Annotated in this window: 32 protein-coding genes and 3 pseudogenes; 24 read left to right on the top strand and 11 right to left on the bottom strand. The window is 47.3% G+C overall.

The features are described 5' to 3' along the window. Positions 1-14 precede the first annotated feature (14 nt). Together QUE23_RS03365 and mrdA are read left to right on the top strand one after the other, a co-directional pair. Positions 15-320 carry a hypothetical protein gene (locus tag QUE23_RS03365; RefSeq protein WP_286349228.1) on the top strand — a complete coding sequence of 102 codons (306 nt, stop codon included), beginning with the start codon at positions 15-17 and terminating at the stop codon, positions 318-320. Beyond that, positions 307-2,079 carry a penicillin-binding protein 2 gene (gene mrdA, locus QUE23_RS03360; RefSeq protein ID WP_286349227.1) on the top strand — a complete coding sequence of 591 codons (1,773 nt, stop codon included), beginning with the start codon at positions 307-309 and terminating at the stop codon, positions 2,077-2,079. The genes QUE23_RS03365 and mrdA overlap by 14 nt, the downstream gene beginning before the upstream one ends. Here mrdA and serB read toward each other — a convergent pair. Next, positions 2,076-2,690, bottom strand: coding sequence for a phosphoserine phosphatase SerB (serB, locus tag QUE23_RS03355; protein ID WP_286349226.1), 615 nt, complete (start codon positions 2,688-2,690; stop codon positions 2,076-2,078). The two genes, mrdA and serB, sit on opposite strands and share 4 nt — an antisense overlap. A 202-nt stretch (positions 2,691-2,892) precedes the next feature. Here serB and QUE23_RS10150 point away from each other — a divergent pair, with 202 nt between their 5' ends. The 5 genes and pseudogenes from QUE23_RS10150 (at position 2,893) to QUE23_RS03340 (ending at position 6,395) form a co-directional block, all read left to right on the top strand. Beyond that, on the top strand, positions 2,893-3,327 hold the full coding sequence (locus tag QUE23_RS10150) for a PAS domain-containing protein (RefSeq protein ID WP_434802000.1): 435 nt from the start codon (positions 2,893-2,895) through the stop codon (positions 3,325-3,327). Positions 3,328-3,371: 44 nt separating this feature from the next. Beyond that, positions 3,372-3,632: pseudogene (locus QUE23_RS10145) on the top strand (PAS domain-containing protein); the annotation flags it as partial. Positions 3,633-3,701: 69 nt separating this feature from the next. Next, positions 3,702-4,193, top strand: a complete 492-nt coding sequence (locus tag QUE23_RS10140) for a methyl-accepting chemotaxis protein (protein WP_434802009.1) — start codon at positions 3,702-3,704, stop codon at positions 4,191-4,193. Between the two features lie 31 nt (positions 4,194-4,224). Continuing rightward, a complete protein-coding gene (locus QUE23_RS03345; protein ID WP_286349225.1) occupies positions 4,225-5,115 on the top strand; it encodes a DMT family transporter in 891 nt (296 codons plus the stop codon). Between the two features lie 143 nt (positions 5,116-5,258). Continuing rightward, complete coding sequence (locus QUE23_RS03340) at positions 5,259-6,395, top strand: hypothetical protein (RefSeq protein ID WP_286349224.1); 1,137 nt, start codon at positions 5,259-5,261, stop codon at positions 6,393-6,395. Here QUE23_RS03340 and gatC read toward each other — a convergent pair. From gatC to tnpA, 6 genes and pseudogenes are all read right to left on the bottom strand, one after another. Beyond that, entirely contained in the window at positions 6,392-6,676 is a 285-nt protein-coding gene (gene gatC / locus QUE23_RS03335) for an Asp-tRNA(Asn)/Glu-tRNA(Gln) amidotransferase subunit GatC (RefSeq protein ID WP_286349223.1), read from the bottom strand. The genes QUE23_RS03340 and gatC overlap by 4 nt on opposite strands. Before the next feature lie 9 nt (positions 6,677-6,685). After that, positions 6,686-7,639 carry a Gfo/Idh/MocA family protein gene (locus tag QUE23_RS03330; protein WP_286349222.1) on the bottom strand — a complete coding sequence of 318 codons (954 nt, stop codon included), beginning with the start codon at positions 7,637-7,639 and terminating at the stop codon, positions 6,686-6,688. 137 nt (positions 7,640-7,776) lie between these two features. Next, the gene (locus QUE23_RS03325) at positions 7,777-8,019 is read right to left on the bottom strand and encodes a zinc ribbon domain-containing protein (protein WP_286349221.1); all 243 of its coding nucleotides are present in this window, start codon (positions 8,017-8,019) and stop codon (positions 7,777-7,779) included. Positions 8,020-8,033: 14 nt separating this feature from the next. Next, positions 8,034-8,231, bottom strand: coding sequence for a transposase (locus tag QUE23_RS03320; RefSeq protein WP_286349220.1), 198 nt, complete (start codon positions 8,229-8,231; stop codon positions 8,034-8,036). Between the two features lie 392 nt (positions 8,232-8,623). Then, positions 8,624-8,785: a hypothetical protein gene (locus QUE23_RS10135; protein ID WP_434801972.1), complete on the bottom strand. Its 162-nt coding sequence runs from the start codon at positions 8,783-8,785 to the stop codon at positions 8,624-8,626. A gap of 6 nt (positions 8,786-8,791) precedes the next feature. Further along, positions 8,792-9,126, bottom strand: a pseudogene (gene tnpA, locus QUE23_RS03315) (IS200/IS605 family transposase); the annotation flags it as partial. Between the two features lie 257 nt (positions 9,127-9,383). On the opposite strand from tnpA, the gene QUE23_RS03310 reads away from it, so the two are divergent. The 4 genes from QUE23_RS03310 to QUE23_RS03295 all read left to right on the top strand — a co-directional run bounded on the left by QUE23_RS03310 (position 9,384) and on the right by QUE23_RS03295 (position 11,611). Continuing rightward, on the top strand, positions 9,384-9,632 hold the full coding sequence (locus tag QUE23_RS03310) for a hypothetical protein (RefSeq protein ID WP_286349219.1): 249 nt from the start codon (positions 9,384-9,386) through the stop codon (positions 9,630-9,632). A 344-nt stretch (positions 9,633-9,976) separates the two neighbouring features. Further along, positions 9,977-10,429 (top strand): TonB-system energizer ExbB, encoded by a 453-nt coding sequence (gene exbB, locus QUE23_RS03305; protein ID WP_286349218.1) that lies wholly within the window; start codon positions 9,977-9,979, stop codon positions 10,427-10,429. Continuing rightward, positions 10,429-10,818 (top strand): TonB system transport protein ExbD, encoded by a 390-nt coding sequence (gene exbD / locus QUE23_RS03300; RefSeq protein WP_286349217.1) that lies wholly within the window; start codon positions 10,429-10,431, stop codon positions 10,816-10,818. The genes exbB and exbD overlap by 1 nt, the downstream gene beginning before the upstream one ends. Further along, entirely contained in the window at positions 10,784-11,611 is an 828-nt protein-coding gene (locus QUE23_RS03295) for an energy transducer TonB (protein WP_286349216.1), read from the top strand. Before exbD ends, QUE23_RS03295 begins: the two co-directional genes overlap by 35 nt. A 515-nt stretch (positions 11,612-12,126) precedes the next feature. Here the strand turns inward: QUE23_RS03295 and QUE23_RS03290 are convergent. After that, a complete protein-coding gene (locus QUE23_RS03290; RefSeq protein WP_286349399.1) occupies positions 12,127-12,654 on the bottom strand; it encodes an outer membrane protein in 528 nt (175 codons plus the stop codon). A 232-nt stretch (positions 12,655-12,886) separates the two neighbouring features. Between QUE23_RS03290 and QUE23_RS03285 the strand changes: the two genes are divergently transcribed. Genes QUE23_RS03285 through QUE23_RS03275 form a run of 3 tightly spaced genes read left to right on the top strand, consistent with a single transcriptional unit; the run spans position 12,887 to position 15,036 of the window. Continuing rightward, positions 12,887-13,423, top strand: coding sequence for a 50S ribosomal protein L25/general stress protein Ctc (locus QUE23_RS03285; RefSeq protein WP_286349215.1), 537 nt, complete (start codon positions 12,887-12,889; stop codon positions 13,421-13,423). Then, positions 13,420-13,965: an aminoacyl-tRNA hydrolase gene (pth, locus tag QUE23_RS03280; protein WP_286349398.1), complete on the top strand. Its 546-nt coding sequence runs from the start codon at positions 13,420-13,422 to the stop codon at positions 13,963-13,965. Before QUE23_RS03285 ends, pth begins: the two co-directional genes overlap by 4 nt. Before the next feature lie 3 nt (positions 13,966-13,968). Continuing rightward, positions 13,969-15,036: an LptF/LptG family permease gene (locus QUE23_RS03275; protein ID WP_286349214.1), complete on the top strand. Its 1,068-nt coding sequence runs from the start codon at positions 13,969-13,971 to the stop codon at positions 15,034-15,036. Here the strand turns inward: QUE23_RS03275 and trpA are convergent. Next, positions 15,026-15,802 (bottom strand): tryptophan synthase subunit alpha, encoded by a 777-nt coding sequence (gene trpA / locus QUE23_RS03270; protein WP_286349213.1) that lies wholly within the window; start codon positions 15,800-15,802, stop codon positions 15,026-15,028. The genes QUE23_RS03275 and trpA overlap by 11 nt on opposite strands. Positions 15,803-15,858: 56 nt before the next feature. On the opposite strand from trpA, the gene QUE23_RS03265 reads away from it, so the two are divergent. Both QUE23_RS03265 and nusA read left to right on the top strand, forming a co-directional pair. Then, the gene (locus QUE23_RS03265) at positions 15,859-16,356 is read left to right on the top strand and encodes a hypothetical protein (RefSeq protein ID WP_286349212.1); all 498 of its coding nucleotides are present in this window, start codon (positions 15,859-15,861) and stop codon (positions 16,354-16,356) included. A 66-nt stretch (positions 16,357-16,422) separates the two neighbouring features. Then, positions 16,423-17,562: a transcription termination factor NusA gene (gene nusA, locus QUE23_RS03260; RefSeq protein ID WP_286349211.1), complete on the top strand. Its 1,140-nt coding sequence runs from the start codon at positions 16,423-16,425 to the stop codon at positions 17,560-17,562. 96 nt (positions 17,563-17,658) lie between these two features. Here nusA and QUE23_RS03255 read toward each other — a convergent pair. After that, a pseudogene (locus QUE23_RS03255) lies at positions 17,659-18,885 on the bottom strand (anaerobic C4-dicarboxylate transporter). A gap of 145 nt (positions 18,886-19,030) precedes the next feature. Between QUE23_RS03255 and QUE23_RS03250 the strand changes: the two are divergent. From QUE23_RS03250 to QUE23_RS03240, 3 genes are read left to right on the top strand one after another with little or no spacing between them, the layout of a single operon-like run. Further along, positions 19,031-19,210 carry a hypothetical protein gene (locus QUE23_RS03250; protein WP_286349210.1) on the top strand — a complete coding sequence of 60 codons (180 nt, stop codon included), beginning with the start codon at positions 19,031-19,033 and terminating at the stop codon, positions 19,208-19,210. Positions 19,211-19,241: 31 nt separating this feature from the next. Next, positions 19,242-19,589 carry an AIR synthase related protein gene (locus QUE23_RS03245; protein WP_286349397.1) on the top strand — a complete coding sequence of 116 codons (348 nt, stop codon included), beginning with the start codon at positions 19,242-19,244 and terminating at the stop codon, positions 19,587-19,589. Further along, positions 19,546-20,469, top strand: coding sequence for an AIR synthase-related protein (locus QUE23_RS03240; RefSeq protein WP_286349209.1), 924 nt, complete (start codon positions 19,546-19,548; stop codon positions 20,467-20,469). The genes QUE23_RS03245 and QUE23_RS03240 overlap by 44 nt, the downstream gene beginning before the upstream one ends. Here the strand turns inward: QUE23_RS03240 and QUE23_RS03235 are convergent. Continuing rightward, positions 20,368-20,883: a BspA family leucine-rich repeat surface protein gene (locus tag QUE23_RS03235; protein WP_286349208.1), complete on the bottom strand. Its 516-nt coding sequence runs from the start codon at positions 20,881-20,883 to the stop codon at positions 20,368-20,370. The two genes, QUE23_RS03240 and QUE23_RS03235, sit on opposite strands and share 102 nt — an antisense overlap. Before the next feature lie 514 nt (positions 20,884-21,397). On the opposite strand from QUE23_RS03235, the gene QUE23_RS03230 reads away from it, so the two are divergent. Genes QUE23_RS03230 through QUE23_RS03210 form a run of 5 tightly spaced genes read left to right on the top strand, consistent with a single transcriptional unit; the run spans position 21,398 to position 24,738 of the window. Then, entirely contained in the window at positions 21,398-22,966 is a 1,569-nt protein-coding gene (locus QUE23_RS03230; protein ID WP_353622241.1) for an HAD-IIIC family phosphatase, read from the top strand. Then, the gene (locus QUE23_RS03225; RefSeq protein WP_286349206.1) at positions 22,944-23,192 is read left to right on the top strand and encodes an acyl carrier protein; all 249 of its coding nucleotides are present in this window, start codon (positions 22,944-22,946) and stop codon (positions 23,190-23,192) included. The genes QUE23_RS03230 and QUE23_RS03225 overlap by 23 nt, the downstream gene beginning before the upstream one ends. Beyond that, positions 23,167-23,574: a MaoC family dehydratase gene (locus QUE23_RS03220; RefSeq protein WP_286349205.1), complete on the top strand. Its 408-nt coding sequence runs from the start codon at positions 23,167-23,169 to the stop codon at positions 23,572-23,574. The genes QUE23_RS03225 and QUE23_RS03220 overlap by 26 nt, the downstream gene beginning before the upstream one ends. Then, positions 23,567-24,031, top strand: a complete 465-nt coding sequence (locus tag QUE23_RS03215; protein WP_041302930.1) for a MaoC/PaaZ C-terminal domain-containing protein — start codon at positions 23,567-23,569, stop codon at positions 24,029-24,031. Before QUE23_RS03220 ends, QUE23_RS03215 begins: the two co-directional genes overlap by 8 nt. After that, positions 24,028-24,738, top strand: coding sequence for an SDR family NAD(P)-dependent oxidoreductase (locus tag QUE23_RS03210; RefSeq protein ID WP_286349204.1), 711 nt, complete (start codon positions 24,028-24,030; stop codon positions 24,736-24,738). The genes QUE23_RS03215 and QUE23_RS03210 overlap by 4 nt, the downstream gene beginning before the upstream one ends. The last annotated feature ends 8 nt before the right edge of the window (positions 24,739-24,746 follow it).

The raw sequence follows: 24,746 nt of genomic DNA, 5'->3' as shown, positions 1-24,746 counted from the left end.
GGGCAAGGGGAGGGGTGCGGCTGCAAGATCGCTACGTCCTTTGTATTTTTGCGTGTTTACTGCTCTTTGAGGCGATCAATCAAGAGCCGCTGGGGTTTTTAATTCTGCTTTTTATCCTGTATGAAAAGCTCATTTTGCAATTCGTGCTTATGGCATTTGAAGAGCACATTTTATGGGAAGCGTTTCACATGCTCGCCATTTATGTGCTTTACACCTGGTTGCTCTCCACCTTGCACGACACGCCCTTAGCCTCTTGGGATCGGCTACTCACCTACACCGCGCTTGAATTTATGTTGTGGAGGGTGTATGCAAGGGCTTAGATTCCGCTTCATCTTTGGGTTCTTGGCGCTGGTGTGGGCGATTTTGCTCTTGCGTATTTTCATTTTAACGATCAAGACCAGCGACTACTTCGAGCAGCTTGCCCTACGCAACATGACCAAAAAAGAAATCCTAGTCCCCACAAGGGGGCTGATTTTGGATCGCAACCATGCGTTGCTTGCCATGAACGAGCTGGGCTTTAGCATTTCTCTAGCCCCCGCCCTAAAAAAAGCCCAGTTGCAACAACAATTAGAATTTTTAAAACATTATTTCCCCACCCTAGACACACAAACAGCCACAGACAACTACCGCAAACAGAACTCCGCCTACAACCACAACGCCATACAAATTCTAGACTTTGTCTCCTACGATCAAATGCAAACACTCTACCCTAAGCTCATTTTAAACCCTAAGATCAGCATCGCCCCCGCCAATAAGCGCCACTACCCGGGCAATTCTTTAGCTTCGCATGTCATCGGTTACCTAGGCGCAGCCGACACGAAGGACATGCAAAACGACTCCAAAAGCCAATACACCCACACCATCGGCAAAACGGGCTTAGAAAAAGAGTACAACGACTTTTTACAAGGGGAGATGGGCTATAAGCTGGTGAGCGTGGACGCTCTAAACCAAGAATTAAAGGTCTTAGAAGAGAAGCAACCCCAAACCAACAATGATTTAATTTTGACCCTAGACAAACGCCTACAAGAAAAAGCCGATGCCCTTTTTGTGGGTAAAGTGGGGGCACTTGTGGTGATGGACGCGCGCACAGGGGCGATTTTAGCCGCAGGCAGTTATCCCGAGTACAACCTCAACAACTTCATCGGGGGGATCAGCGTGGCGCACTGGAAAGAGTTGCAAGACAACATCTATAACCCCCTCTTAAACCGCCTCATCAACGGGCTTTACCCCCCGGGCTCTGTGGTGAAAATGGGCTCAGCCTTGAGCTTTTTAGAATACCTGCCCATCACAGAGCAAACCGAAGTCTTTGCCCCCGGGTATATTGAGGTGGGTAAGCGCAAATTCCGCGATTGGAAGGCTGGTGGACATGGCAGGACAAATTTATACAAGGCGATCAAAGAATCCGTAGATGTCTATTTTTATAAATTCGCCCTCGACATTTCGATCGACAATCTAGCCAAAACTTTCCGCCAAATGGGCTTTGGGCAAAAAACGGGCGTGGATTTACCCAATGAATTTATCGGGATTTTGCCCGATCCGGGGTGGAAGATGAAGCGCTTTGGGGACATTTGGAACACGGGCGACACGCTCATCACTTCTATCGGACAGGGCTCGTTTTTAACCACGCCCCTGCAAGTGGCTAATTACACCGCTCTCATCGCCTCGGGTAAACTACCCACGCCCCATTTTGCGCTTAAAGGGGATTTTAAAGTGAAAGATGTTCTAGACAAATTCCAAAAGTCTAAGCTACCGGCTCTTAGGCAGGGGATGTATGAAGCTTGTAGCACACAGGGGGGCACAGGTTTTAACAGCACAAGGGGGGTCAAAATTCCCCTAGCGTGCAAGACGGGCACAGCGCAAGTTGTGGGAATCGACCAAGACACGATCAAGCGTGTGAAAGAAGACCAAATGGAGTACTTCCACCGCTCACATGCGTGGATGACCGCCTTTTTGCCCTATAAAAACCCTAAATATGTCATCACCGTTTTGGTGGAACACGGCGAGGGGGGGAGCAAGAACGGCCCCATCGTCAAAGCAATAGCCAACGCTTTAGTGGATTTAGGCTATCTCAAGCCCTAAACGAATGTTAAAATCTCTCGTAGGTCTAAGCTTGGGGCGATGGAGGTGGCAGCCTTTTTGGTGATCTCTTTAGCATTGAACGCTACGCTCACATCCGCCAGTTTAAACATGCCAATGTCATTGGCCCCATCGCCCACAGCTAAGGTGTGCTTGGGCTTTAGCAAACTTTGTAAACTGGCTAGAATCTCCGCCTTAGAGTCCCCACGCATTAAAGGGCCGCTCACTTCGCCCGTTAAAACCCCCCCGCTCACATGCAAGGTGTTGCTAAAATCCGCGTCTAAGCCAAGCTTTTCTTTAAAATGCCCAGTCGCCCACTTAAAACCCCCGCTAAGGCAAACGACCTTATAGCCCAAAGCGTGCAAGCCCTGCACCACTTCTAGCGCGCCCAAGTGCAAGGGCAAATTTTGGCAAATTGCCTCAGCCCACATGGCGTCCATGCCTTTAAGCAAGCTTGCGCGGCTAAGTAGGCTCGTGTAAAAGTCTGCCTTGCCTGCCATCGCCAGCTCTGTGGCGTTTTCTACGGCTTGCCCCACACCATAATTTTGGGCTAAAACCTCGATGGTTTCGGCATCCACTAAAGTCGAATCAAAATCAAAAACGGCTAATTTCATGTTGTTCCTTTATGGGGCGTATTTTAGCGCAAAAGTTTATTTGGGGTTAATATTTTTTCGTTAAGATGGGGGGTCCTTAAACAACATTGATGGAGTTCTTATGATTAGCCCGCGCACACCGCTTTTACAGGGGGGGGGGGGGGGGTAACTCTTCATTCTCCCTTTCTATCCCACAGATTTAACCCCAAAGCGAGGAGTCTTCATGTCATTTTTTAGCCACGAAAAACAGAACGACACTGCTACTCAGGAGTTTATCGCTGGGCTTGAGAGGCGCAACCACGAATTGGGTGCCATTTACAACGCCATAGACCGCTCAATGGCAATCATTGAGTTTGACACAGATTGTAAGGTCATTACAGCCAATGAGAATTTTTTAAAGCTCATGGGTTACACTTTGGAGGAGATCAAGGGCAAGCACCATTCTATGTTTTGCGACCAAAAATTGGTGTCTTCACCTCTATATAAACAAGGTTGGGATCAACTAAGAAGCGGTCAGTTCAAACAGGGGAAGTTTAAGCGCATCGCCAAAGGGGGTAAAGAACTATATTTGGAAGCCACTTATAACCCCGTGTTAGACAATCAAGGTAAAGTGATTAAGATCGTAAAATCGCCACAGACATCACCCAGCGCATTTTAGAATTTAACAATTTGCGTGCCGTCTATAATGCCGCCCTAGCTTCTATGGCCTTAATTGAGTTTGACACAGAAGGCAAAGTGATCACAGCCAATGAAAACTTTTTAGAGGTGATGGGATACAGCTTAGAGGAAATTAAGGGCAAGCACCATTCTGTGTTTTGTGACCCCGAGTTTGTTAAAACCCCTCAGTACAACGAATTTTGGAACAAGCTAAAATCGGGGCAATTCACGCATGGGACTTTTAAGCGCATCACCAAAGCGGGCAAGGCGGTGTATTTGGAGGCGAGTTATAACCCCGTCTTTGATGACGATGGCAGGATTTATAAATTCATCAAATTTGCACTAGATGTTACGGGCAAAGAGGAAAAAATTCTAATGATTCTCAGTTTAATTAAAGACAACCAGCGCTTAACCAGTGAGGGAAACACCATGGTCGAAAAAACCACAAACAATATCCAAAGTGTGGCCAACACCATGAAAAACAATGTGCATTTAGTGGATGACTTGAGCACGCAATCTGATTCGATCAGCTCCATCACTCAAACCATTAAAGACATCGCCGATCAAATCAACTTATTAGCCCTAAACGCCGCCATTGAAGCCGCCAGAGCAGGCGAGCATGGGCGCGGCTTTGCGGTGGTGGCTGATGAAGTGCGTAAATTAGCCGAGCGCACAGGTAAGTCTGTCACAGAGATTGCGGCCATCATCGGTTCGATTCGCGAAATCACCCAACAAGTGGTGACCAACATCAACATGGGTGCAGAAGAATCGGAAAAAACCCTAGAGCTCTCTTACCAAACCAAAGAACTCGTGGAGGAGATCAAAACCGCCACCGATCGCGTGGCTCAAGGCATCGGGGTGGTTTAATGCTATAATGCCCTTTTGTTAAAGGGGCATTATGGAGATCAAAAAGGGCTTATTTTTTATGGCCTTGGGGGCCTTTAGCTTTGGGGTGATGAACGCCCTCATTAAAATCACCAGTCAGTATTACTCCCCCCTTGAAAATGTCTTTTACCGCGCGTTTTTTATGATCATTTTCACAGGTTTGCTCTACTTTGCCAAACCCTTTAAATTCAGGGCGCACAAAAAGGGCGGGGGCAAAATCCTAGCGTGGCGCATGGGGCTAGGGGCGGTGGCTATGGTGCTTTTGTGTTACAACATCTACACCATGCCCCTGGGCACAGCGATCGCCTTTGGGCAGAGTGCGCCCATTTACGCGATCTTCATTGCATGGTTGGTGTTTAAAGAACCCTTAACTTGGCGCTTGGGTGTGGCGGGGGTGTTGGGACTTTTGGGTGTGCTGCTCATCGCCAACCCACACACCAGCGGATTGACCTTTGGCTTGATTGTGTGTGGGGTGTTAAGTGCCCTATTTAAAGCCATCGCCTACACAAGTTTAAGCCAACTCAAGGCTTACTATGACAGCGGGTTTGTGATCTTTGTCTTTTCGATCTTTTTATGCGCCTTTGGGTCTTTGGGCTTGTTTTTAAACCTCCCCCCCTTTGCCACCGGGCACCACCCCATACGCTTTAGCGGGGCATGGTGGCAATGGGATTTGTGGCTCTTGATGGGCATGGGCTTTTTTGGCACTTTGGGGCAATACTTTTTAACCAAAGCCTATATGTGCGCGCCCGCTGGGCTGGTTTCTCCCATAGATTACACCCGCTTGTTGTGGGCAACCCTCTTTGGGATGTGGCTGGGCGATCCTTGGCTGGGGGTTTATGAAGGGCTTGGCATGGCTCTTGTGGTGGGGGCGGGGTTACTCATCATCTTTAGCCAAAAGAAGTGATCTTGGGGGTTTATTTTTCTAGGGTATAATGCGACTTTTCACGCTAAGGATTTTGATGTGTATCCCAAGTTTTTTTAACCCCCTTGAGTAGTTTGCCCCAAAACACCCCTACTGCGATTTACCATTTATGCTTGGGGTTGCTCGTGGCCCTTAGCTTAAGCTTAGGGGTGTTTAAAAGTTTAGAAATCTCTGTGAGTTATCAAGAAGCCCTGCTCTACTTTAGTCCGCCGCACTATTTTCTGGACAAAATCCTTTTAAACGCCCTGCATGCCTTTGTGGATAGTGCCTTGTTGCCTAAAGATTTAGCCCTGCGTCTGCCTGGGCTGCTCTTGCATGGCTTAAACATTGTCCTCATCTATCTCTTGAGCGTGCAAATGTGTGCCCAAAAGCCCTACGATCCGCTCCTAGCGGCCATCACCTTTGCCCTCTTGCCCGGCGTGCAATTAGGGGCGATTTTGCTGGGCAAGGTGAGCCTACTCATCACCCTAGCCCTCTTGTGCCTACTCTTGTTTCGCACATATTTTATTTATCTCTTGGTGGGCTTAGCTATATTCTTAGATGCGAGTTGCGCGGTGCTGCTGATCGGGTTGTTGCTCAATGCCCTCAAACACAAACAGCGGCTGCTCGGGGGGTATTTGTTTTGCGCCTTTTGTGTGAACTTTTACACCTTTGCGCCCATAGCGGGCATCCCACAGGGCTTTTTCTTAAACACCCTCTTTTTAACACTCATCCTCTACTCCCCCTTTTTATGCATTTACTATCCTTACACCCTCTACGCCCAAGTGGTGAAAGACTATAAACAAGAAAGTTTGGTGGGGGTGGTGGGGGCCATAGGTTTTTGTCTGCCCCTCCTGCTCTCTTTGCGTCAAGAGCCCAGCCCAGAGTTTTTAAGCTATGGGGCTTGCGGCATGCCCATTTTGCTCAAAAGGGCACTTTCTAGCATCCGCTTACATTTACCCATTTTCCGCAGCCACTACCGCATCCGCTACAGTTTGGTCTTTGGCACGCTCTTGCTGGAGAGCACGCTGTTGTGGGGTGGGGGGTATAACCGGTTCGTGCACACCCACTATGTCGCCAAAGAGCTCGCCAGCGCACTTGAAAGTCGGGGGATCGATCGAATCAACACCCTTTCACCCAAAATGGCACTGCGGCTTAAGTTCTATGGCATTGGTTTTGGGGGGGATTTGTATTTGATCCAGCAAGATCGGCGCGCAGACATAGAGATTGTCTACAAGCACAAGGTGGCAGCCCGTTATGCGGTGCTGCAAAAACACCCTTAAGTTTCTATGATTTTAGGCACAATGAAGTAGCCCTCCTCAGCCTTTGGGGCATGGGCTAAGACATCCTTAGAGATTTGCAGATCGTGGATCACTTCGTCCTCTCTTAGGGGGGTTTTTAAACCGCTTTTTAGCTCCACGTCCTTCAAATCCATTTCGTTTAACCTATCTACAAACTCCAACACCTCTTTTAAATGCCCCTTGAGATTTTCTTTTTCATTGGAAGCGATCTCTAGCATGGAGAGCTTGGCGAGTTTGTCTAAGAGCGTGTCGTCAATTTGCATATTTGTCCTTTAGTTGTGGTGGTTACAGGCGGCCTTGTGGCAGAGCGGGTGGCACTCTTCATCGGTGCGTGAGATGTTGGCACGCCGGATGTCTGAGGCCAGCTCTAAAGCGGGGCGCACATCCTCCAAGCCTAGCCCCTCCCCACTGATGATTTCTTGATAACTCTTGGTGCATAAATCCTCTACCCCATGGCTAAAGTCAATTTCCTGCCCTTCTAAGACCAAGGAGCGGTAAGAGCTGTTGTGGTGCAGGCCTAATTTGGCGGGGTTTATCGAGAGAAACCACGATACATGGGCGTGTTCTAAATGCAAAACCCCGCCAATGCAATCGTGCTCGTGCACATGCACCGCAAAATCCACCACCGCCCCAAAGATGTCTAGCAAAATGTCTAAGAAGTGGATACAAAGATTCAAGGCCAACCCTCCGCTGCGCTCCTCATCGCCCTTCCACGAATTAAAATACCATTTGCCCCGCAAGATCAAATAGGTTAACGAAATGTCGTAAATTTTATCCGGCTCTTCTAAGAGCGCGGCCTGCACGCTCTTTTTTAGGTCAATCACATTAGGGTGCATGCGCAGTTGCATGATGCTAAACACCCGCTTGTTGTATTTTTTCTCTAGGTTGCGGATTTCATCCAGTTCGCCTGGGTCGAGCACTAAGGGCTTCTCACAAATAGCGTTGATGCCGTGTGAAAGGGCAAATTCAATGTGTTCGAAATGTAAATAATTGGGCGTGCAAATCACCATGTAATCCAAAAACTTTTCTACGGCTTTGCATTCTTGCAAATATTGGTGCAAGTCCTCTAAACTCGTGAAAAACTCACAATCTAAATAGTATTGATCCAAAACCCCCACGCTGTCGTGTATGTCTACAGCACAATCTAAAACATGCCCGGTTTCATAAATGGCTTTGATGTGCTTGGGTGCGATAAACCCCCCAACCCCAATGATCCCAAACAGCATGCGCTCTCCTTTAGTGGCCTAAATGCTAAACCCCCCATTCTAGCAAAACTCCCTTTAGGCTGTTCTTTAATGCTGGCGATAGAGAACGTCCTTTTGACACACTCCCCCTAGCTAAAGCTAGGGGGAGTGTGGAATCATCAAGGTTTGCCCACTAGGCATGTTTTACAGCCTTGACTCCAAGAGCAAGCCCGCTCTCTATGAACATCAATGCTTGCATTGAAGTCTCTATCCAAAGAAAAGCCACAAGAGAGATAATTTTGGCAGGCATTATAGGCCCGCTCTCTATCTTTTAGGCTCAAATCCTCTTTAAGTGCTCCACAGCTAGAACAAGTTTTAGAGCTGGGAACAAAAGCAACGCTTTTGATGAGACCTATAACCACTTGGGTTTTTCTCTCTAGAGGATAGCCCTTGCATTATAACAGTCCTCGCAGTTTGGCATTAGACGCGCAACCCTTCGGCTTGCGCACCCCCAAAGTTTAACCATACCCTTCAAGTTCAAGTCTTCAATGAAAATAGTGGCGTATTGTCTGGCTAGACTATTGGCAAGCTTGTAGAAAAAGTCTGTTCTCAGGTTTTTGATTTTTCTGTGCAATCTAGCAAGCCTTCATCTAGCTTTCAAGCGGTGATTCGAGCCTCTTTTCTTTTTAGAGATTTAGAACAAGATTTCATCAAAATAACAAATATTTAGAGAAAAATAAAGGTAAGGGGATTTGTGCGCCATGAGAGCAGGTGAGAAATGTTTTTAACCCAGCAAGCCCCACGCTGTTAGTGCCTGCAGGTTTAGGGGAAAACGCTTGGCGTTTTTCTCCACACACCAGGCACAAGTTAAATCTAGGAGGTCTGCCTTGTTTTTAAAAAAATCTTTGATAAGCCTTGTCTATCCTCTCTACTAACTCCTGCAAGGTTTGAGAACCCAAAGTTTTAAAAAAGCAAAGTGTGTTGTTTTCATTGAGTTTGGTGATGTGCTTTGCAGAGTGTAGAGATTTAAGTGTTTCTTGTAGAGCCTTCATATCTCTTATGCCAAGCCATACCATGGTTGTAGCAAATGCCATAAAAGCGTAGAAGCTTGCTGATGTGCTTGTGCTTGCTTGCATGGTAGAGTTTCTGCTTGTAGGCGATTAACATCGTCTTTCCACTTGTTTTCAAAGGCGCACCCCCCTATAGAAGAAATCAAACAAGAGTTTGTCCATGGTGTGGGTAGTCTTGTTCTCAAATGCACAAACTTTGCCTTAAAAGCCGACTGCTTCTGCCTTTAGCTGTTCTAATAAACTTCATCACTCCAAAATGAGCGCAGCGGAGTTTCTATGGTCCTTATCTGTTTCCATTTCTAAAATCTCCACCTCTAATTCTTGTGCCACTTCTAAAACAATTTGTTTCAATCTTATCTCTACCTGATTTACAAGAACTTTTCTCTTGTATTTAGGACACCACACAGCATGGTATTTGCAAGTATAGACAAGATTGTTGTTGCTCTTGTATTCTTGTATTTGATAGTTTGCATGCAGTGTATGATTTATATAGAATTAATGATATGATTTATACAGAATTATCTTAGCTGACACTTTAAGATGATTGTCTTTTGTTATGCTCTCAAGAGCATGCGCCAACTATCCCCTTAGCTAAAGAGCAAAGCATTCTGCTTTGTGGGGCTTTAGGGCGCGGTTGGAGTAATGCCCCACCTCTTCATCTTGGTGGAGGTACTCAGCTTAAGCCTTTTTTGGGCGCGCCAGGCGGGCTAGCGCACTTGTTTAACAAGAATGGCGCGCTCAAGGAAAAGCTAGAACAAAACCAAATCCACTTACAAGAACAAAACCAGCACATCAAGGCCTTAGAGCTTGACAGCAAGAAATACCTTGAGCAAAAGCCCCAGGAGGTCAAAATCATAAGAGAACGCTACAAAGATCCCAAGAGTCTCAAAGACCTTAAAACCTGCCACGAGCAATTAGCCCACATCCAGCACTTGCTGCAGATACTTAGGGAGGGCAGGAAGTAAGGCTAGACAACTGCCCACATCAATATTTAAAAGCTTAAGGTTTCAATAATCATCATCCGTGCCGCCACATTCATGGTAATACCTGAGAACAGAAAAGAAGACAGAAAAAAGACCAAGAAGACCACCATGTAAAAAGTCAAGGTGATGGGGGTAAAAAGGGCGCATTAGAATTTAGGTAGGTTCTGCCATATTTGAGCACATACGAAACATTTAAGCAGGGCATTTATCAAGGTTAACAAAATCCAAAATCACACCTATTATTGTTGTTATTTGAAAATATTTTTCCTTGACTTTTTATTACAAATGTAATATAGTCAACACTTATTTTTGTTTAAAGGACAACCATGGAATCTGGGCTTTCTGTTAAGGTGATTGGCGAATATGTGGACATTGCAATTTTTGTAACTTTGGGGGTGATGAGCTTTGTGGCAATATGGTTCACCATTGAGCGCATCATTTTTTACAGTAGACTCGATTTTAGCTTGTATGACGACCCCGATCGACTCGATTTAGACCTGAGTAAGAACTTAACGACTCTTTACATTGTCTTCTCAAACGCACCCTATGTCGGGCTTTTGGGCACAGTTTTAGGTGTGATGGTAACTTTCTATGACATGAGCACCAGCTCCACAGGACTAGACGCAAAAGCCATCACTTTGGGCTTGTCTTTAGCCCTAAAAGCCACAGCTTTTGGGCTGATCGTGGCGATCCCCACCCTAGTGGCTTACAACGCCATGTTGCGTAAAAGCGATGTGTTGTCTGAAAATTTTCGTCTCATGCGTAAAAAGGGTGTCTAATGCGCTCTAAATTAAGGAGGGGCGATGGGCTCAACATTGTCCCCTTCATTGATGTGATGCTGGTGTTGTTGGCTTTGGTTTTGAGCGTGTCTACTTTCATCGCTGAAGGCAAGATTAAGGTCAACTTACCCAGTGCGAGCAGTGCCCAAAAAGCCTCCCCAGATGAAAAGAAAGTCACGATTGTTGTGGATAAAAACGATGGGATTTTTGTAGATGACAAACCCAAGAGTGTAGAGGAGTTGCGCGCGCTCATCAAGACACTAGACCCCAAGACCTTAGTGGATTTGCGTAGCGATAAAGATTCGAAGTTTGGCACTTTTATAGAAATCATCGATGTTCTTAAAGACCTAAACCATGAAAACTTCTCCATCTCCACAGAAAAAAAGTAGGTCGTCCACCCGTGTGAGCTTTGTCATCACAAGCGTTTTATACGCTTTAGGGTTTTTGTTGGCTCTTCATTATATGCAGGATCACCCAAAAAGTTTGGCGCAATCTGGCAATAGGAGCATCACGATGAGCCTAGCCAGCATCGACACCCATGCTACCCACCTAGAGCACACACAGCAAGTCCCCACCCCGCCCAAACAAGAACCTAAACCCGAGCCTAAGCCAAAGCCCCACCCCAAACCTAAACCTAAACCAAAGCCTAAACCCGAGCCTAAGCCAAAGCCCAAACCTACTCCTAAACCCAAACCCGAGCCAAAACCTGAACCAAAGCCCGCTCCCAAACCTGAGCCAAAACCCGAGCCTAAGCCCAAAGAAGAGCCTAAGCCCGAGCCCAAAAAAGAGGAGCAGGCCAAAGCCAAAGACCTAGACAAGAAACAAGAACCTAAGAAGACTCAAGAGTCTAACCAAACTTCTCAGGGGGCAAAAACCAGCTCAATGGCGTACAATCAGGGCGTGAGCGATGCCTTCTTGATGAAAATCCAAATGGCGATTTCCTCCAAGAATCGCTACCCACGCATGGCGATGATTCGAGGCATTGAGGGAGAGGTGTTGGTGGAATTTGTGCTAAACACCGATGGCAGAACCACAGACATTAAAATCTCTAAAAGCTCGGGCTCAGACATTTTAAACCACGCCGCCTTGCAAGCCGTCAAAGAAGCCTCAAGTCTCTTCCCCACACCTAAACAAGTCGTGCGCATAAGAATCCCCATTGCCTACACACTCAAAGATGAGTGAATTAAAGTTTGTGGGTTGTTAGGGCCTAGCTCTGCTAAGGGCTTGAAAGCTTGCCCCTGCCAAAGGCTTATTTGCCAAGAATTTAGTTTGCTTAGGGGCGCGCTTTTTTAGAGATTTTTGGTGTGGACCTGCCTTTTTTGGAGGCCTGCTCAAGGTTTGGTGGCTCGCCATCAATTTGCTCTTTACCTTAAGCCTTGCTCTACTCTAGATTTTTGAGTATTAAATACACATAAAAGTGTGTTATTTGCAGAAAAAACCCACATAGCTTGACAAAACAAAATCTTTATAGTAGAATCATGCCCGTGTTTTAAGCACCTAAGCAGGCACAGACTAGAAGCTTAAACCACCCAAAATGGGTAGCCTCTTAGCTGTTGGAGAGAGCTACTTTTGTTGCTGTTGTTGTCGTCTTGTTGTTCTTTGCTCTTCTTTGCAAAATTTGGAAACGCCCCAAGATACTAATCTCAAGTGGTTAATCTAAAGTTAACCGCTTTGGAGTTGCTGGCAATCATGCAAGGCTAAAAATGCCAAGCGTGTGAGATGAAGAATAAAAGATTGCGCTCGAAGGGGCTTTTAGGTTCGGGGTTTAAAAAGACCTTCATGCCCACTTCCACATCCACGATGTGCCATGTAACAATGGTTCTAAACTGCACCCCAAAGGTCCCCATCGCCCGAAAATATGCTGGCTTGAATGAAAAATCCTTAAACGAGTTCCAAGTGTTCTCAATCAAATCCGAGACTTTTTGGTTGATCACCCACGAGTTTGCCCCCAGCTGTAAGCCAAAGAACAAAGTCCAAGAGTTAATGGGGTTTTGGTTGCAAGACACCATCAGTTCCCCACCAACGCCGTAAGTAAACAAATTTGCTTGTTTAGAAGTCTGCCCCAACAAGACATTTCCATAATCTAAAAAAATATAATAACGGCTGTAAACCCGAGAGTTTTTAGGGTTGATTTCATAACCCCAAGTGATGGAAGCCCCTTGTAAGGGTTTGTTGGCGTTTAAAGGTTTGAGATAGACCATGCCAATTTCATAAGATGAAGACATGTAGCTTAAATTTTTAGCCTTAAGGGGTAAAATTGTGGTTAAAAGCGCCCATGCAAAATGTCTTTTGTAAAACTTAGGTTTTCGACAAAACATGCGCCCATGCTAGCATTTTAAAGCCAAAATCGGGCATGTTTTTAAATATAAGCGTTGTCTAAGTTGTTTAAGATTAGAATTGCTGTTTATTTCTGTGGATGGTCCACGCCCATTAATCTTTAAAGATAGAAGGATAGCCATGTTAGAAGGTGAAGCTAGGGGCGCGCTTAGCAAATCCGCTAAAAAAGCGTTGCGTAAAGAAGGGGTTTTGATGGCGAATTTGTACGCCAAAGGCATGGAGAATGTCCATGCCACTTTTAAGACAAACGATTTTATCCGTTTTGTCAAACACAAACCCCATTTAGACTTTATGGTGAAAGTCGGGCAAGCCAGTTACAATGTCGTGGTGCAAGCCTACCAAAAAGACCCCGTAACCAACGCCTTGATCCATGTGGATTTGCTCGTTTTGCAAAAGGGCTTGAAGTCTAAATTCTTGATCCCGGTCAAAACCACCGGCACGCCTGTGGGCTTAAAAAACAAGGGGATTTTAATGCTCTCTAAAGCCCGCGTGCAAGTGGAATGCGTGCCTGAGAATTTGCCCGCCCACTTTGAGCTTGATGTGTCCGCTTTAGATGTGGGGGATGCGATTTTGGTGCGGGATTTGCAAGTCCCCGCCCACATCAAGGTGCTTGAAAACCCAAACAACGCTGTTGTCGGGGTCATTAAGGCAAAATAATGCTGATTGTGGGGCTAGGCAATCCCACACCCGCTTACGCCCACACCCGCCACAATGTGGGTTTTGACATCCTAGACCTTGTGGCACAAAGCCTAAATTTAAGCTTCAAACACTCTAAACTCTACAACGCCAACTACGCTAAAACCAACAACGCCTACCTCCTCAAGCCCACGACTTATATGAACAATTCAGGCCAAGCCGTGCAAGCCTTTTTGTCTAAACACCCCATAGAGCCTATTTTAGTCGTGCATGACGATTTGGATTTACCCCTAGGAGCACTGCGCTTTAAAGCTAGAGGGAGCAGTGGGGGGCATAATGGACTCAAGTCCATCATGGCGCACTGCCCCCACCCCTTTTATAAAATGAAAATCGGAATCGGTCGGGGTGCGGGCGAGGTCATAGAGTATGTTTTGGAGCGTTTTAACCCAGAAGAACAGCTGCTAAAAAATGAAATCCTAGAACACGCTAAAGAAGCCTTGCTTTTTTACCTTGAGAGGGGCGACTTTCACGCCCTGCAAAACCAATTCACCCGCAGAGCCTAGCCCATGCGCTTGTGGGTGTTTGTCGGCTCTTACTACCTAAAGTATTTTTTCATCATTTTATGCGCTCTTGAGTTCTTTTTTATCGGCATTGACAGCCTGCAATACGCCGAGAAGTTCCCCTCCGCTGCCAACCTGCTCTTGCTCTTTTTTGTCTACGATGGGCTGTATGCGCTCAACTACACCCTGCCCTTATCTTTACTCTTGGCCCTCGTGCTCTTTTACACCGCCTTTATCCACTCCAACCAATACACCGCCCTGCTCTCCATCGGTTACTCCATCAAGCAAATCCTCAAGCCCATGCTTGCCATCAACGCCCTGTTTATCGCCATTTTCGTGGGCTTAAGTGCGACACCCTTTGTTTACATGCAAGAGAAGGCCGAAGCGATCATCTACAAAGACAATGCCGGCAATATCTCGGAGAATCTCTTGGTCAAATACAACAACGACTATGTTTATTTTGGCAAGATCAATCCCTTATTGCAAAGTGCCAACAATGTCAAAATTTTCACCCTGAAGGACAAACAATTAGCGACTTTCGCCCAAGCCCCAAGCGCCAACTTCGAAGGCAAGTTTTGGGTTTTGCACGGCGTGCGCTTTTTAACTCTGCCCACCCCCTTTTTGTTAGGCCCCAAGGGGCTCAAGGTGCAAAACCTGCCCGTACTAAAGACTTTAAAGGGCTTTCGCCCTAAAGTTTTGGATACGATTTACCAAAACAAGCCGGCAGTGTCTATCACGGACGCTCTGCGCTCCTTGCATGTGCTGTTCCACCAAAAGGCAGACACTAAGAAGATCCGGGGCTTTTTGTATGTGTCGATCTTGTTGCCCTTTTTTGTGCCCCTCACGGCGATCCTCATCGCCTACCACACCCCCAAACTCGCCCGCTATGAAAACCTAGCCCTGCTTAGCCTAAAATTTATCCTGCTCTCTTTGGTGCTGTGGGGGCTGTTCTTTGCGATGGGAAAGTTTAGCATTTCAGGGGTGTTCCTGCCCGAAGTGGGGGTGTTAGGGCCCTTTTTGACCCTAGCAGCGATCGCCCTGCGCTACTACAAACGCCTAGACATTAAGCTTTAAAGCCCTGCACGAAGTCCTTGAGCTTAGCGTGCATTTGAGAGGGGTTGCTTAAATGCTCTTTGATGAGTCTTGCCACCGCCGAGCCACAAATGACCCCATTAGCCCCCATTTCTCTAGCCTCTTTGGCGTGATCGGGCTTAGAAATGCCAAAGCCAAGCATACAAGGCACTTCTTTAAAGCTCTTAATGGCCGCAATCACACCTTTAGCGTCTGTGCCTAGATGATCTAAAGCCCCTGTAACGCCCGAGTGTGCCAGCACATAGACATAGGCCTGTGTCAAATTTGTGATTTGTTCTAAATCCCTTTGGCTGGTGTGGGGGGCGGCGATGAAAACGGGGGCGATGTTGTGTTTTTTTGCGCTTGCCACATAGGGCGCACTTTCGATCAAGGGTAAATCCGCCACAAGCACGCTTGCCACCCCACAATCCGCACAGGTCTTATAAAAATTATCAGTGCCATAGCGGTGGATTAAATTCGCATACAGCAATAACCCGATGGGGGTTTTGGGGCTGTAAGCGTGGATTTGCTCCAGCAGTTCAAAATTGGCCTGCATGTTTGCGCCTGCCTGTAGGGATCTTAAATGACACTCTTGTATTGCTATGCCATCGGCCATCGGATCGCTAAAGGCAAAACCGAGCTCTAAGGCATCCGCCCCGGCATCGATGAGGGTCTTGACGATTTTTAAGCTCTCTTCATACGAAGGGTCGCCCAGCACCACAAAAGGCACAAAGACCCCATTTTTTTGAAACACATTTAAATAGTCCATAGCGACTAGATCGGCAAAGAGCGTAAATTTGTAAGATTTTGGGCTAAAATACCCCTATGCGTTGGTTGTTCTTGCTCTTTTGTCTGTTGTTTGTAGGGTGTGAGAATCGCTTTGACACCGCTTACATGCCCGATTACACCGAAGAAAAGCGCACACAAGCGACCAGAAAGGGTGAAATCATTAAAGACTTGCGTCCTATTGTGAGCGTGTTCATCACGCATTTAAACGATGTCGATCCCATCACCTACCACCAAAGAGAGTTTTTCTTTGTAGAGATTTTCACCCAAGACACAAGGATTTACGACAATGGAGGCTTTAACTACACCCTGCAAAGTACACATGGACCGCTCACGCCCATGTGGGTGCGCCCCATTGACAAGGACGAGTTTGACAGAATCCTACACACCACGAGCAAATACGCTAGGGGCTACTTGCTCGCTTTTAAAAAGCTGGATTATATCTCCGAGCAAGATGCCAAATTGACAATGGAGATAGACGGGCTAGGAGAAATGCACTTTAATTTTGCTACCCGAGTGCCCATCCCTAAGTTTTAAAACGATTTTTTGCTATAATGGAGGCTTACCCCCACGACACAACTTAAAGCAAATACAAGGATGAGCATGGAGAAAATACTAGATATTGTAGAGCTGATTGCCTATGAAAAGGGCTTAGGCTTAGACACGATTAAAGATGTTGTCAAAAACAGCATTTTAAAAGTCGCCAAGGAGTGCCTAGACGCACAGGCACACTTTGTCATTGACGACTCGAACAAGGATTTAACCCTTTTGCATGTGGTGCAAGTATGCACCGATGATGACCCTAGGCTAGAAACCGACCCCAAAAACACGCTCGCTCTAAGCCAAGCGCATAAGAGCGATCCGACCCTAAAACCCGATGATCTGCTGCACTATGAAATCAGCTTGAAGGACATGAAACGGGGGGTGGTCAATGCCCTGTTTAAAGATTTAGAATACAACATACAAAAGAGTCTGGAAGACCAATACTTCCAAAAATACAAGGCGATGTTAAACACCATTGTGAGCGGGGTTGTGCTGGATGTCGATAGCGAGCAAAACACCTACATAGAGATCGATGGCTTGCAGGCGATTTTGGCCTTGAAAAACCGCATTAAGGGGGAGAAATTTAAAGTGGGCGATAGTGTGCGGGCGGTGTTAAAGCATGTGCGCTTTAGCAAGCAGGGTCTCATCCTAGAGCTGTCTAGAACCACGCCCAAATTCTTAGAAGCCTTGTTGCACCTAGAAGTGCCTGAGATTGCCGATGAAGAGATAGAGATCATGGGGATTGCCCGTATCCCCGGCGATCGCGCTAAGCTAGCTTTACGCTCGCACAATAACCAAATCGACCCGATCGGCGCGACCGTGGGGGTGAAGGGGGTGAGAATCAATGCCATTAGCAAGGAACTTTGCAACGAGAGCATCGACTGCGTGCATTACAACGAAATCCCCGAAATGTATATCGCCAATGCCTTATCTCCCGCCCAAATCATTAAGATTAAACTCAGCGAAACTGAAGAAGGCAAGAAAAGTGCTCAAGTTACCTTGTATGGCGATCAAAAGAGCAAGGCGATCGGACGCAACGGGGTGAATGTCCGCCTAGCCTGTATGCTCACGGGCTTTGACATAGACTTTGAAGTGCTAGAGCCTAAAGAGAGCGTCTCAAGAGTACCTGAAAAAGTGGGTCTTAGCATGCTTGAATCGCTCTTTAGCAAAAAGCCCACCCCAGAAACCCCCAACAACTAAAACCCCTTTAAATACCCTTAGAATACAAAAGGGCCTTGCAACCCCTAAACTCTAAACACTTTTATTAGGGGTGCTTTGGCTTGTAAGCCTTGCAGCCTAAAGCCAAAGAGAAGTGAATAAAAACCCAAAGCCTACAGAAAAGGCGATGGCTAAGACCCCAGGGATTAAAAAGGGGTGGTTGAAAACATACTTGCCAATTTGTGTGCTGCCCGTGTCGTCCATTTGCACCGCGCCTAGCAAAGTCGGGTACGTGGGCAACACAAAGAGGGCTGAGGTCGCAGCAAACGAGGCGATGATGGTCGCCACGCCATGCGGATGAGAGGGGGTGAGCCCCATGGCTAAAATCACGCTAGGGATGAGTGCTTTTGTGGTCGCTGCTTGTGAATATAAGAGCATGCTTGTAAAAAACAGCCCCACCGCAAGTAAAAGGGTAGTGTGTGATCCAAGCGGCAGCGTGGATTTTAATCGGCTCAATGTAGCCTTTGACAAAGGTGTCGCCCAGCCACGCCACGCCCAGCACACACACGCAAGCACTAAGCCCCGCTTTAAAGGTGCTTGTTTGCACCAAGTCGTTGCATTTGACCTTGCAAAAAAAGACGATGCACGCAGCAATGGTGAGCATGAACGCCATGATCGCGCCATTGCGGGGCAGATGCACGGGGGCGATCCAACCCACATTTTTAGAAATCGCCGTGGCGTAAAGCACCACCGCCACAATCCCCACAACAAAAATCAGCACCGACAAGCGCGCCCCCTCGGGCAGCTCCTTTTGTTTAGTTGCCTGCAGTGCCACCGCCCCTTCTAAATGGCTTGGCAAAAACGTGCTCACAATGAACGCCGCGAGCGCACAGCCCAAAAAGCTTGAGGGGATAATCAGGCTAAGTAAGAGCGGGTAGGACACGCCCAAAGGCTCTACAAAGGCACTCATGGTGATCACAGCCGCAGACACGGGGCTAGCGGTGATGCCTACTTGGCTTGCCACCACTGCCAAAGATAAGGGACGGCACGGGCGGATTTTCTGCCCCTTTGCCACTTCCACAATCACGGGCAAGACCGAAAATGAAGTGTGTCCCGTGCCCGCTAAAAGCGTGAGGCTGTAGGTGACAAAGGGGGCTAGGTAGTTGATGTATTTAGGATTCGCCCTTAAGACTTTTCGGCCAACAAGACTAAATAATCTAGCCCCCCCGCCATTTGCATGCACGAAATCGCCCCAATCACAGACATGATGATTAAAATCACATCCCACGGGATCGCCCCTACGTCCATGCCAAGTCCTAAAGTGAGGACAGCCACGCCAAGACCGCCGGCAAAGCCAATCCCCATCCCGCCTAGCCGCACGCCCAAAAACAGAGCCACCAGTAAGACCAAAAATTGCAAAACGAAAAGACCCATACAAACTCCTCAATGCCATTCTAGCGTTTATTAGCTAGGCTTTGCTAAAGTGGGGTTTTTGAAACCAAGGACAAGCATGCCAAACACCCTAAGCCTAGAGGACTTACAAACCCTAAGCATCCATTTAAAACGCCCCCCAACTGCCCTTGAAAGCGCACTTTTAGCCGCTCTTTGGAGCGAACATTGCTCTTATCGCTCAAGCAAAGCCCACCTAAAAGCCTTTGGGGCAGACCTAGCAAGCAGCGGGGGGTGGTGAACTTAGGGGCGGGCTAGGGGCTGCCTTTAAGATCGAATCGCACAACCACCCGAGCTTTTTAAACCCCTATGCGGGCGCAGCCACAGGGCTAGGCGGCGTGCAGCGCGACCTTTTGAGCGTGGGTGCAAGACCCTTAGCTTGCTTTGCCCTGCTGCGCTGTGCTAAAACAAGCCCCCATCACCAAGAAGCCCTGCAAGGTTTTAATCACTACGCCACACACACCCACACGCAAAACTTAGGCTGTGAGAGCGGCTTTAGCGTGGGCTTTACGCACAATGTTTTGGTGAACGCCTTTTGTGTGGGGCTCGTGCCCTTGGAGCATCAGGTTAAGGCAAGTGCAAAAGCGGGGGGGTATTTGTGGTACTTGGGCGGGTGGTAAAGCTGTGGGCGTGGATGGGGCGTGCATGAGCAGCAAAAAACTTGAAAAAGAACAAAAATCAAGTGTACCCACAGGTGATCCCCATTTACAGGCCAAACTCATAGACGCGTGCTTAGAAATTTATGCCAATATTGGCGTGCTTGGGGCGCAGGATTTAGGAGCGGGGGGGCTTGGCGTGGCGTGCGTGGAAATGGCTGTTAGAGGGGGTGTTGGGGCCATTTTAGAGCTTGATAAAGCCCCAAGCGTGCAAGATTTAAGCCCCCTTGAGATTTTGCTCAATGAAACCCAAGAGCGCATGCTCTTATGCCTTGAACCCCAAAAGCTAGAGCAGGCCTTGCAAGTGGCGCGAAAGCACGGCTTAGAGGCTCAGGCTGTGGGCGTTGCCAGCAAGCAACCCATTTTTAAAGCCCTTTATCAGCAACAAGAACTTGCAAACTTGACCCTGCCACTAACTCCCCCAAGCACCCTCCTAAGCCCTAAACAAGACTCACGCCTAACCCCCCACCAAGTGGAGCTAAGTGTTTTACCCCCTGCACAAATTTGGCTGCCCGAGCTACAAAAGCATTTATGTATTGCTCTAAAAAGTTCCACACCCTTAGCCTTGCAAAAGCCCAAAGAGGACAGCAAACACTTATGTGTGCAGGCCTGTCAACAACTCCAAGAGATGGGCGCAGAGGTGTTAGGCTTTAGCGATTCGATCAATTTGGGGGCCATGGATGGGCATGGAGCGTGGATGTTACAAGAAGCGTGTTTAGGATTACAAGAAGCGCGCCAAGAGCTAGGCGTGCCCTTTGTGAGCGGCAATGTATCGCTCAACAATGCCACCGCCAACACCCCCCATCCCCCCACCCTTGCCCTTGTGGCTGTGGGGGTTGTTTAATTTTAAGCAGAGAGTCATGAAAAGCAGCGATGGTTGCATGTTTATATAAACTCTGTCCTTATACAACTTAGGGACTTTGAAAGGGCGAAAAATAGTAGATTGAGGATTGGCATAGATGCGTGCGCATGCAAACATGTCTGTTATATCTGCTTCATCGGCGACATTCCAATTATCAGGCAGTTGATTAAAGTCATCACACCAACAAAACATGCCAGACATATCCACCACATTAGACACATCCCAAAATTCCAACCCTTCAAAATTCTTTCTTGGAGAATTTTTAAACAGCTCGCTTAGATCTGTCAAAGCCCCCACTTCAATCTCGCCTAAGTGGATGTTTTCATCTTTGATTAACCTTTGCAACCCTTCCTTGCTCTTGGGGAAGTATTTTTTTTCATAAACTTGCTCTGCCAAGCGAATCCTTTATGATGATGCCTTGAGATCAATAAAGTGTATTTTAGCGCAAATCTATGTGATAAGTTCATGGACACCTAAAACTAGGCTCGTTTGGATTCTCTTAGGATTCTTAATATTTTAGGTTTAGTGGAGAATCAGTATAATACGCGGTTTTAGATTTTCTAAAGAACATAGAAAAGGGTTTTTATAGTCCGTACACACAACCAAAGCGGCATTCGCAGCTGTTATGAACTGATTTGACACATTAACTCAAATTTTCTGCTAGAATTACACTGATTTTAGTAAATCAAAATCTATAAAATCTTGTCTTGGCGGGTGGTTGTTGGTGGACCGCTTGTCTTTGTATGTTTTTTGTCTAGGATTATGTTTATGCAAGATGTTTCTTATCTTTTACGCCATAAAAAACGCCTCAAAAGAGAGTTGCTAGACTCTTATGGGGGGGGGGGACTTCTAAGAAAATCGCCCTCTTAGGGGGTTCAAGCACGGCCGAGCTCAAAGACCCTTTAGAGGTCTGCCTTCTAAAGGCGGGGATCGTGCCTCAAGGGACTTTGCCCCCGATCTCATCTACCTACACACTTCCAGCCTCAACATTGAGCACTTCCCCAAGCCCAACGCCTCAGCAGAGCAGATCGCCAAACTTGTCCAACAAGAGATGGGCAAACTAGAGATCATGCTCATTTCTTTAAAAACCCGCTATTCCTGTGCGATCCTTGTCAATAATTTTGACTTGCCCCCATACCGATCTTTAGGGAACTTAGATGCCTTGAGCGGCAAAACCCATTTGATCCACGCCCTCAACACCGCCCTTGTCCAACTTGTCAAGGAACATCCTGCGGTGTATGTGCAGGATTTGCTGTATCTGTCCGCACAGGTGGGGCTATCTAAATGGTTTGACCCCAATTTATACCACCGCGCCAAATACGCCATGAGCTATGAGGGCTTGGCTTGTGTGGCTTTTAATCTCTCTAAGATCATCTGCGCTATTTTTGGGCTTTCTAAAAAAGTTTTGATCCTAGACATGGACAACACCTTATACGGCGGGGTGATCGCCGATGACGGCTTGGCCGGCTTGGTGCTAGGGAGCGAGAGCGCATTGGCCGAGAGTTTTAGTGCCTTCCAACGCTACATTTTGGAGCTCAAAGAGCGGGGGATACTCTTAGCGATCTGTTCTAAAAACACGCGCGAAAATGCCCTTTTGGCTTTATCCCATGAGAACATGCTTTTAAAGCCTGCGGATTTTGCGTGCATCAAGGCCAATTTTGAGCCCAAAGACCGCAACATTGTAGAGATCGCTAAAGAATTGAATTTGGGCCTGGATAGTTTTGTCTTTGTGGATGACAACCCGGCCGAGCGGGCTTTAGTGGCCGCGCAACTGCCCAGTGTGGCCGTGCCAGACATGGGAGAGCCCGAGGAATACATAGCAAGGCTAGATGAAGCGGGGTATTTTGAGCCCATTTCTTTAAGTCAAGAAGATTTAGCCCGTGTGGCCCAATACCAAGCCAATGCTAAGCGCCAAAACGCCCAACAACAATTCAACTCTTATGAGGCGTTTTTGCAAAGCCTAGAAATGCGTGCGGTGATCGCCCCCTTCCACCCCAATGCCTTTGAACGCTTAACCCAACTCATCAACAAGACCAACCAATTCAACTGCACCACCAAGCGATGCACTTTAGCGCAGGTGCAAGAGTGGGCTAACAGCCCGGTTTATATCACTCTTTATGGGCAACTTGTGGATAAATTCGGGGACAATGGCATCGTAGCGATCAGCGTGGGGCGCATTGAGGGGGAGATTTGCCATTTAGAAATTTGGCTGATGAGTTGTCGGGTGCTTAAGCGCGATCTAGAATTTGCCATGCTCAATGCCTTAGTCAAAAAGGCTGGAAAGCTAGGCGTGCAAACCCTCAAGGGTTACTACCACCCCACGCCTAAAAATGCGATGGTCGCCCAGCTTTATGCCAGCTTTGGTTTCGCTTTGGAAAGTCAAAACGAAACCGGGAGCGTTTTTAGTTTGGATTTAGAAAAACACATAGATAAACCCCACTACATAAAGGTAAATGATGGAAACAGCACAGATTTTTAGCCAGTTGCAAGAGATTTTTAGAGACATCTTTGACGATTCGAGCCTAGTCATCAATGAGAGCACCAACGCAAGCGATATTGAGGATTGGGACAGCTTGAATCACATTAGTTTAATTAGTGCCATTGAAAAACACTTTAAAGTTAAGTTCCATTTAAGCGAATTACAGGGGCTTAAGAATGTGGGCGAAATGGTTGCCTTGATTGAACGCAAACTTGTCCGTGCTTAGAACCTACCGCTTTGCCGACCTCTTTGAGGGCTTGGAAGAAAGTTTTAACCTCACCTTAAACCCACAAAACCTGCAAGAGTTTAGCACACTCAGTGGGGACACCAACCCCCTACACACAGACCCCAGCTATGCCCAAGAAAAGGGCTTTAAAGATTGCGTGGTGCATGGAATGTTACACAGCGCATATTATTCCCGCTTGGTGGGGATGCATTTGCCCGGCAAATACGCCCTCTTTCAGGGGATCAAAGTGGCGTTTAAAAACCCTCTTTACGCCCCTGCAGATTTGCGCGTTTGGGGCAAGATCACCCATTGCAATGCAAGCTTTAAAACGATCGAGATCAGCGCAGGCATTGATGCCCTCATCGGGGGGGGCTATGTGTGAGCCGCGCCAAATTACAGGTGGGGCTGTTGGTCTAAAGCATGCGTATAAGTTTCAAGAATTGCGTGTGGGCATGTGTGGCGGGTTTAGCGTTGTGGTGACTGCAGAAATGTTGGAAAAATTCAGGGTCCTAAGCGGCGATGATAGCCATTTGCACGCCAACACGGATTACATGCTTTCAAAGGGTTTTAAGGGGGTGCTCTTGCACGGGGCGGCACTGGGCATGTTTTATTCTAGGCTAGTGGGTAAGCACTTGCCCGGGGAATATGCCATGTCTTTAAGTTATGACCTACGCTTTAAAAAACCCGTGTATGTGGGGGATTGCTTGCAGGTGAGCGGGCGCATTGTGCATTTGAATGAGGCTTTCCAAGTGGCAAGTTTAAAAGCGCGCATTGAGAATATCAATGATGAACCCTTTTTAGTGAGCACTGCAGACATTTTAGCCAAGGTCTTAGAATGAAAGATACCTATTTAATCTTAGGGGCTTCCTCGGATTTGGGGCTAGCCCTTTTGGAGGCATTGCCAAGAGAAGCCATTATTTTAGCCCACAGCCACAAAAGCCCCCTGCCCAACAAGCCTAATTTACACCCCCTCAAGGCGGATTTAAGCTCTTTGCAAGAAGTGCAAGCCTTGATTGAAAACATTAAGGCTAACCACCCCACGCCTAATAAAATCGTGCATCTAGCCCACCCCAAGTATGCCTACACCCGTCTTAAAGACATCTCCCCCCAAGCCTTGCAACACGACTTTAGCGCCAGTGTGCAAAGCTTCTTTTTGATGTTGCAGGCCTTTTTACCCCCCCTTGCGCACCAAAAACAGGGGGGTAAGGTGGTGGCAATGCTCTCAAGTTCTGTGTGCAACATCCCCCCTAAACACACCAGCGTTTATACCACGATGAAATATGCCTTGTTAGGGCTCATGCGTTCTATGGCAAGCGATTACAAGGAGCACAATATCCAAATCAACTGCCTCTCTCCCTCCATGATCGAAACCAAGTTTTTAGAAAGCATCGATCCTAAAATCGTGCAGGTGGCAGCTGAAAACCACCCTCTAAAGCGCAACGCCACTCCCAAGGACATTGTGCCCATGTTGCTCTTTTTGCTCTCTAGTGGGAGCGATTACATGACAGGGCTAAACATCCCCATCACGGGCGGGTTGGGATTTTAACAGAAAGG

This window comes from Helicobacter felistomachi (assembly GCF_030296895.1).
Classification (GTDB): Bacteria; Campylobacterota; Campylobacteria; order Campylobacterales; family Helicobacteraceae; genus Helicobacter; species Helicobacter felistomachi.
This window is presented reverse-complemented; position numbering and strand designations above follow the sequence as displayed.

Coding starts and splice junctions, on each gene's coding strand:
- mrdA (WP_286349227.1), top strand. CDS start 307: ATGCAAGGGCTTAGATTCCGCTTCATCTTTGGGTTCTTGGCGCTGGTG.
- serB (WP_286349226.1), bottom strand. CDS start 2,690: ATGAAATTAGCCGTTTTTGATTTTGATTCGACTTTAGTGGATGCCGAA.
- QUE23_RS10150 (WP_434802000.1), top strand. CDS start 2,893: ATGTCATTTTTTAGCCACGAAAAACAGAACGACACTGCTACTCAGGAG.
- QUE23_RS10140 (WP_434802009.1), top strand. CDS start 3,702: ATGATTCTCAGTTTAATTAAAGACAACCAGCGCTTAACCAGTGAGGGA.
- QUE23_RS03345 (WP_286349225.1), top strand. CDS start 4,225: ATGGAGATCAAAAAGGGCTTATTTTTTATGGCCTTGGGGGCCTTTAGC.
- gatC (WP_286349223.1), bottom strand. CDS start 6,676: ATGCAAATTGACGACACGCTCTTAGACAAACTCGCCAAGCTCTCCATG.
- QUE23_RS03330 (WP_286349222.1), bottom strand. CDS start 7,639: ATGCTGTTTGGGATCATTGGGGTTGGGGGGTTTATCGCACCCAAGCAC.
- exbB (WP_286349218.1), top strand. CDS start 9,977: ATGGAATCTGGGCTTTCTGTTAAGGTGATTGGCGAATATGTGGACATT.
- exbD (WP_286349217.1), top strand. CDS start 10,429: ATGCGCTCTAAATTAAGGAGGGGCGATGGGCTCAACATTGTCCCCTTC.
- QUE23_RS03295 (WP_286349216.1), top strand. CDS start 10,784: ATGAAAACTTCTCCATCTCCACAGAAAAAAAGTAGGTCGTCCACCCGT.
- QUE23_RS03290 (WP_286349399.1), bottom strand. CDS start 12,654: ATGTCTTCATCTTATGAAATTGGCATGGTCTATCTCAAACCTTTAAAC.
- QUE23_RS03285 (WP_286349215.1), top strand. CDS start 12,887: ATGTTAGAAGGTGAAGCTAGGGGCGCGCTTAGCAAATCCGCTAAAAAA.
- QUE23_RS03275 (WP_286349214.1), top strand. CDS start 13,969: ATGCGCTTGTGGGTGTTTGTCGGCTCTTACTACCTAAAGTATTTTTTC.
- trpA (WP_286349213.1), bottom strand. CDS start 15,802: ATGGACTATTTAAATGTGTTTCAAAAAAATGGGGTCTTTGTGCCTTTT.
- QUE23_RS03265 (WP_286349212.1), top strand. CDS start 15,859: ATGCGTTGGTTGTTCTTGCTCTTTTGTCTGTTGTTTGTAGGGTGTGAG.
- nusA (WP_286349211.1), top strand. CDS start 16,423: ATGGAGAAAATACTAGATATTGTAGAGCTGATTGCCTATGAAAAGGGC.
- QUE23_RS03250 (WP_286349210.1), top strand. CDS start 19,031: ATGCCAAACACCCTAAGCCTAGAGGACTTACAAACCCTAAGCATCCAT.
- QUE23_RS03225 (WP_286349206.1), top strand. CDS start 22,944: ATGGAAACAGCACAGATTTTTAGCCAGTTGCAAGAGATTTTTAGAGAC.
- QUE23_RS03215 (WP_041302930.1), top strand. CDS start 23,567: ATGTGTGAGCCGCGCCAAATTACAGGTGGGGCTGTTGGTCTAAAGCAT.
- QUE23_RS03210 (WP_286349204.1), top strand. CDS start 24,028: ATGAAAGATACCTATTTAATCTTAGGGGCTTCCTCGGATTTGGGGCTA.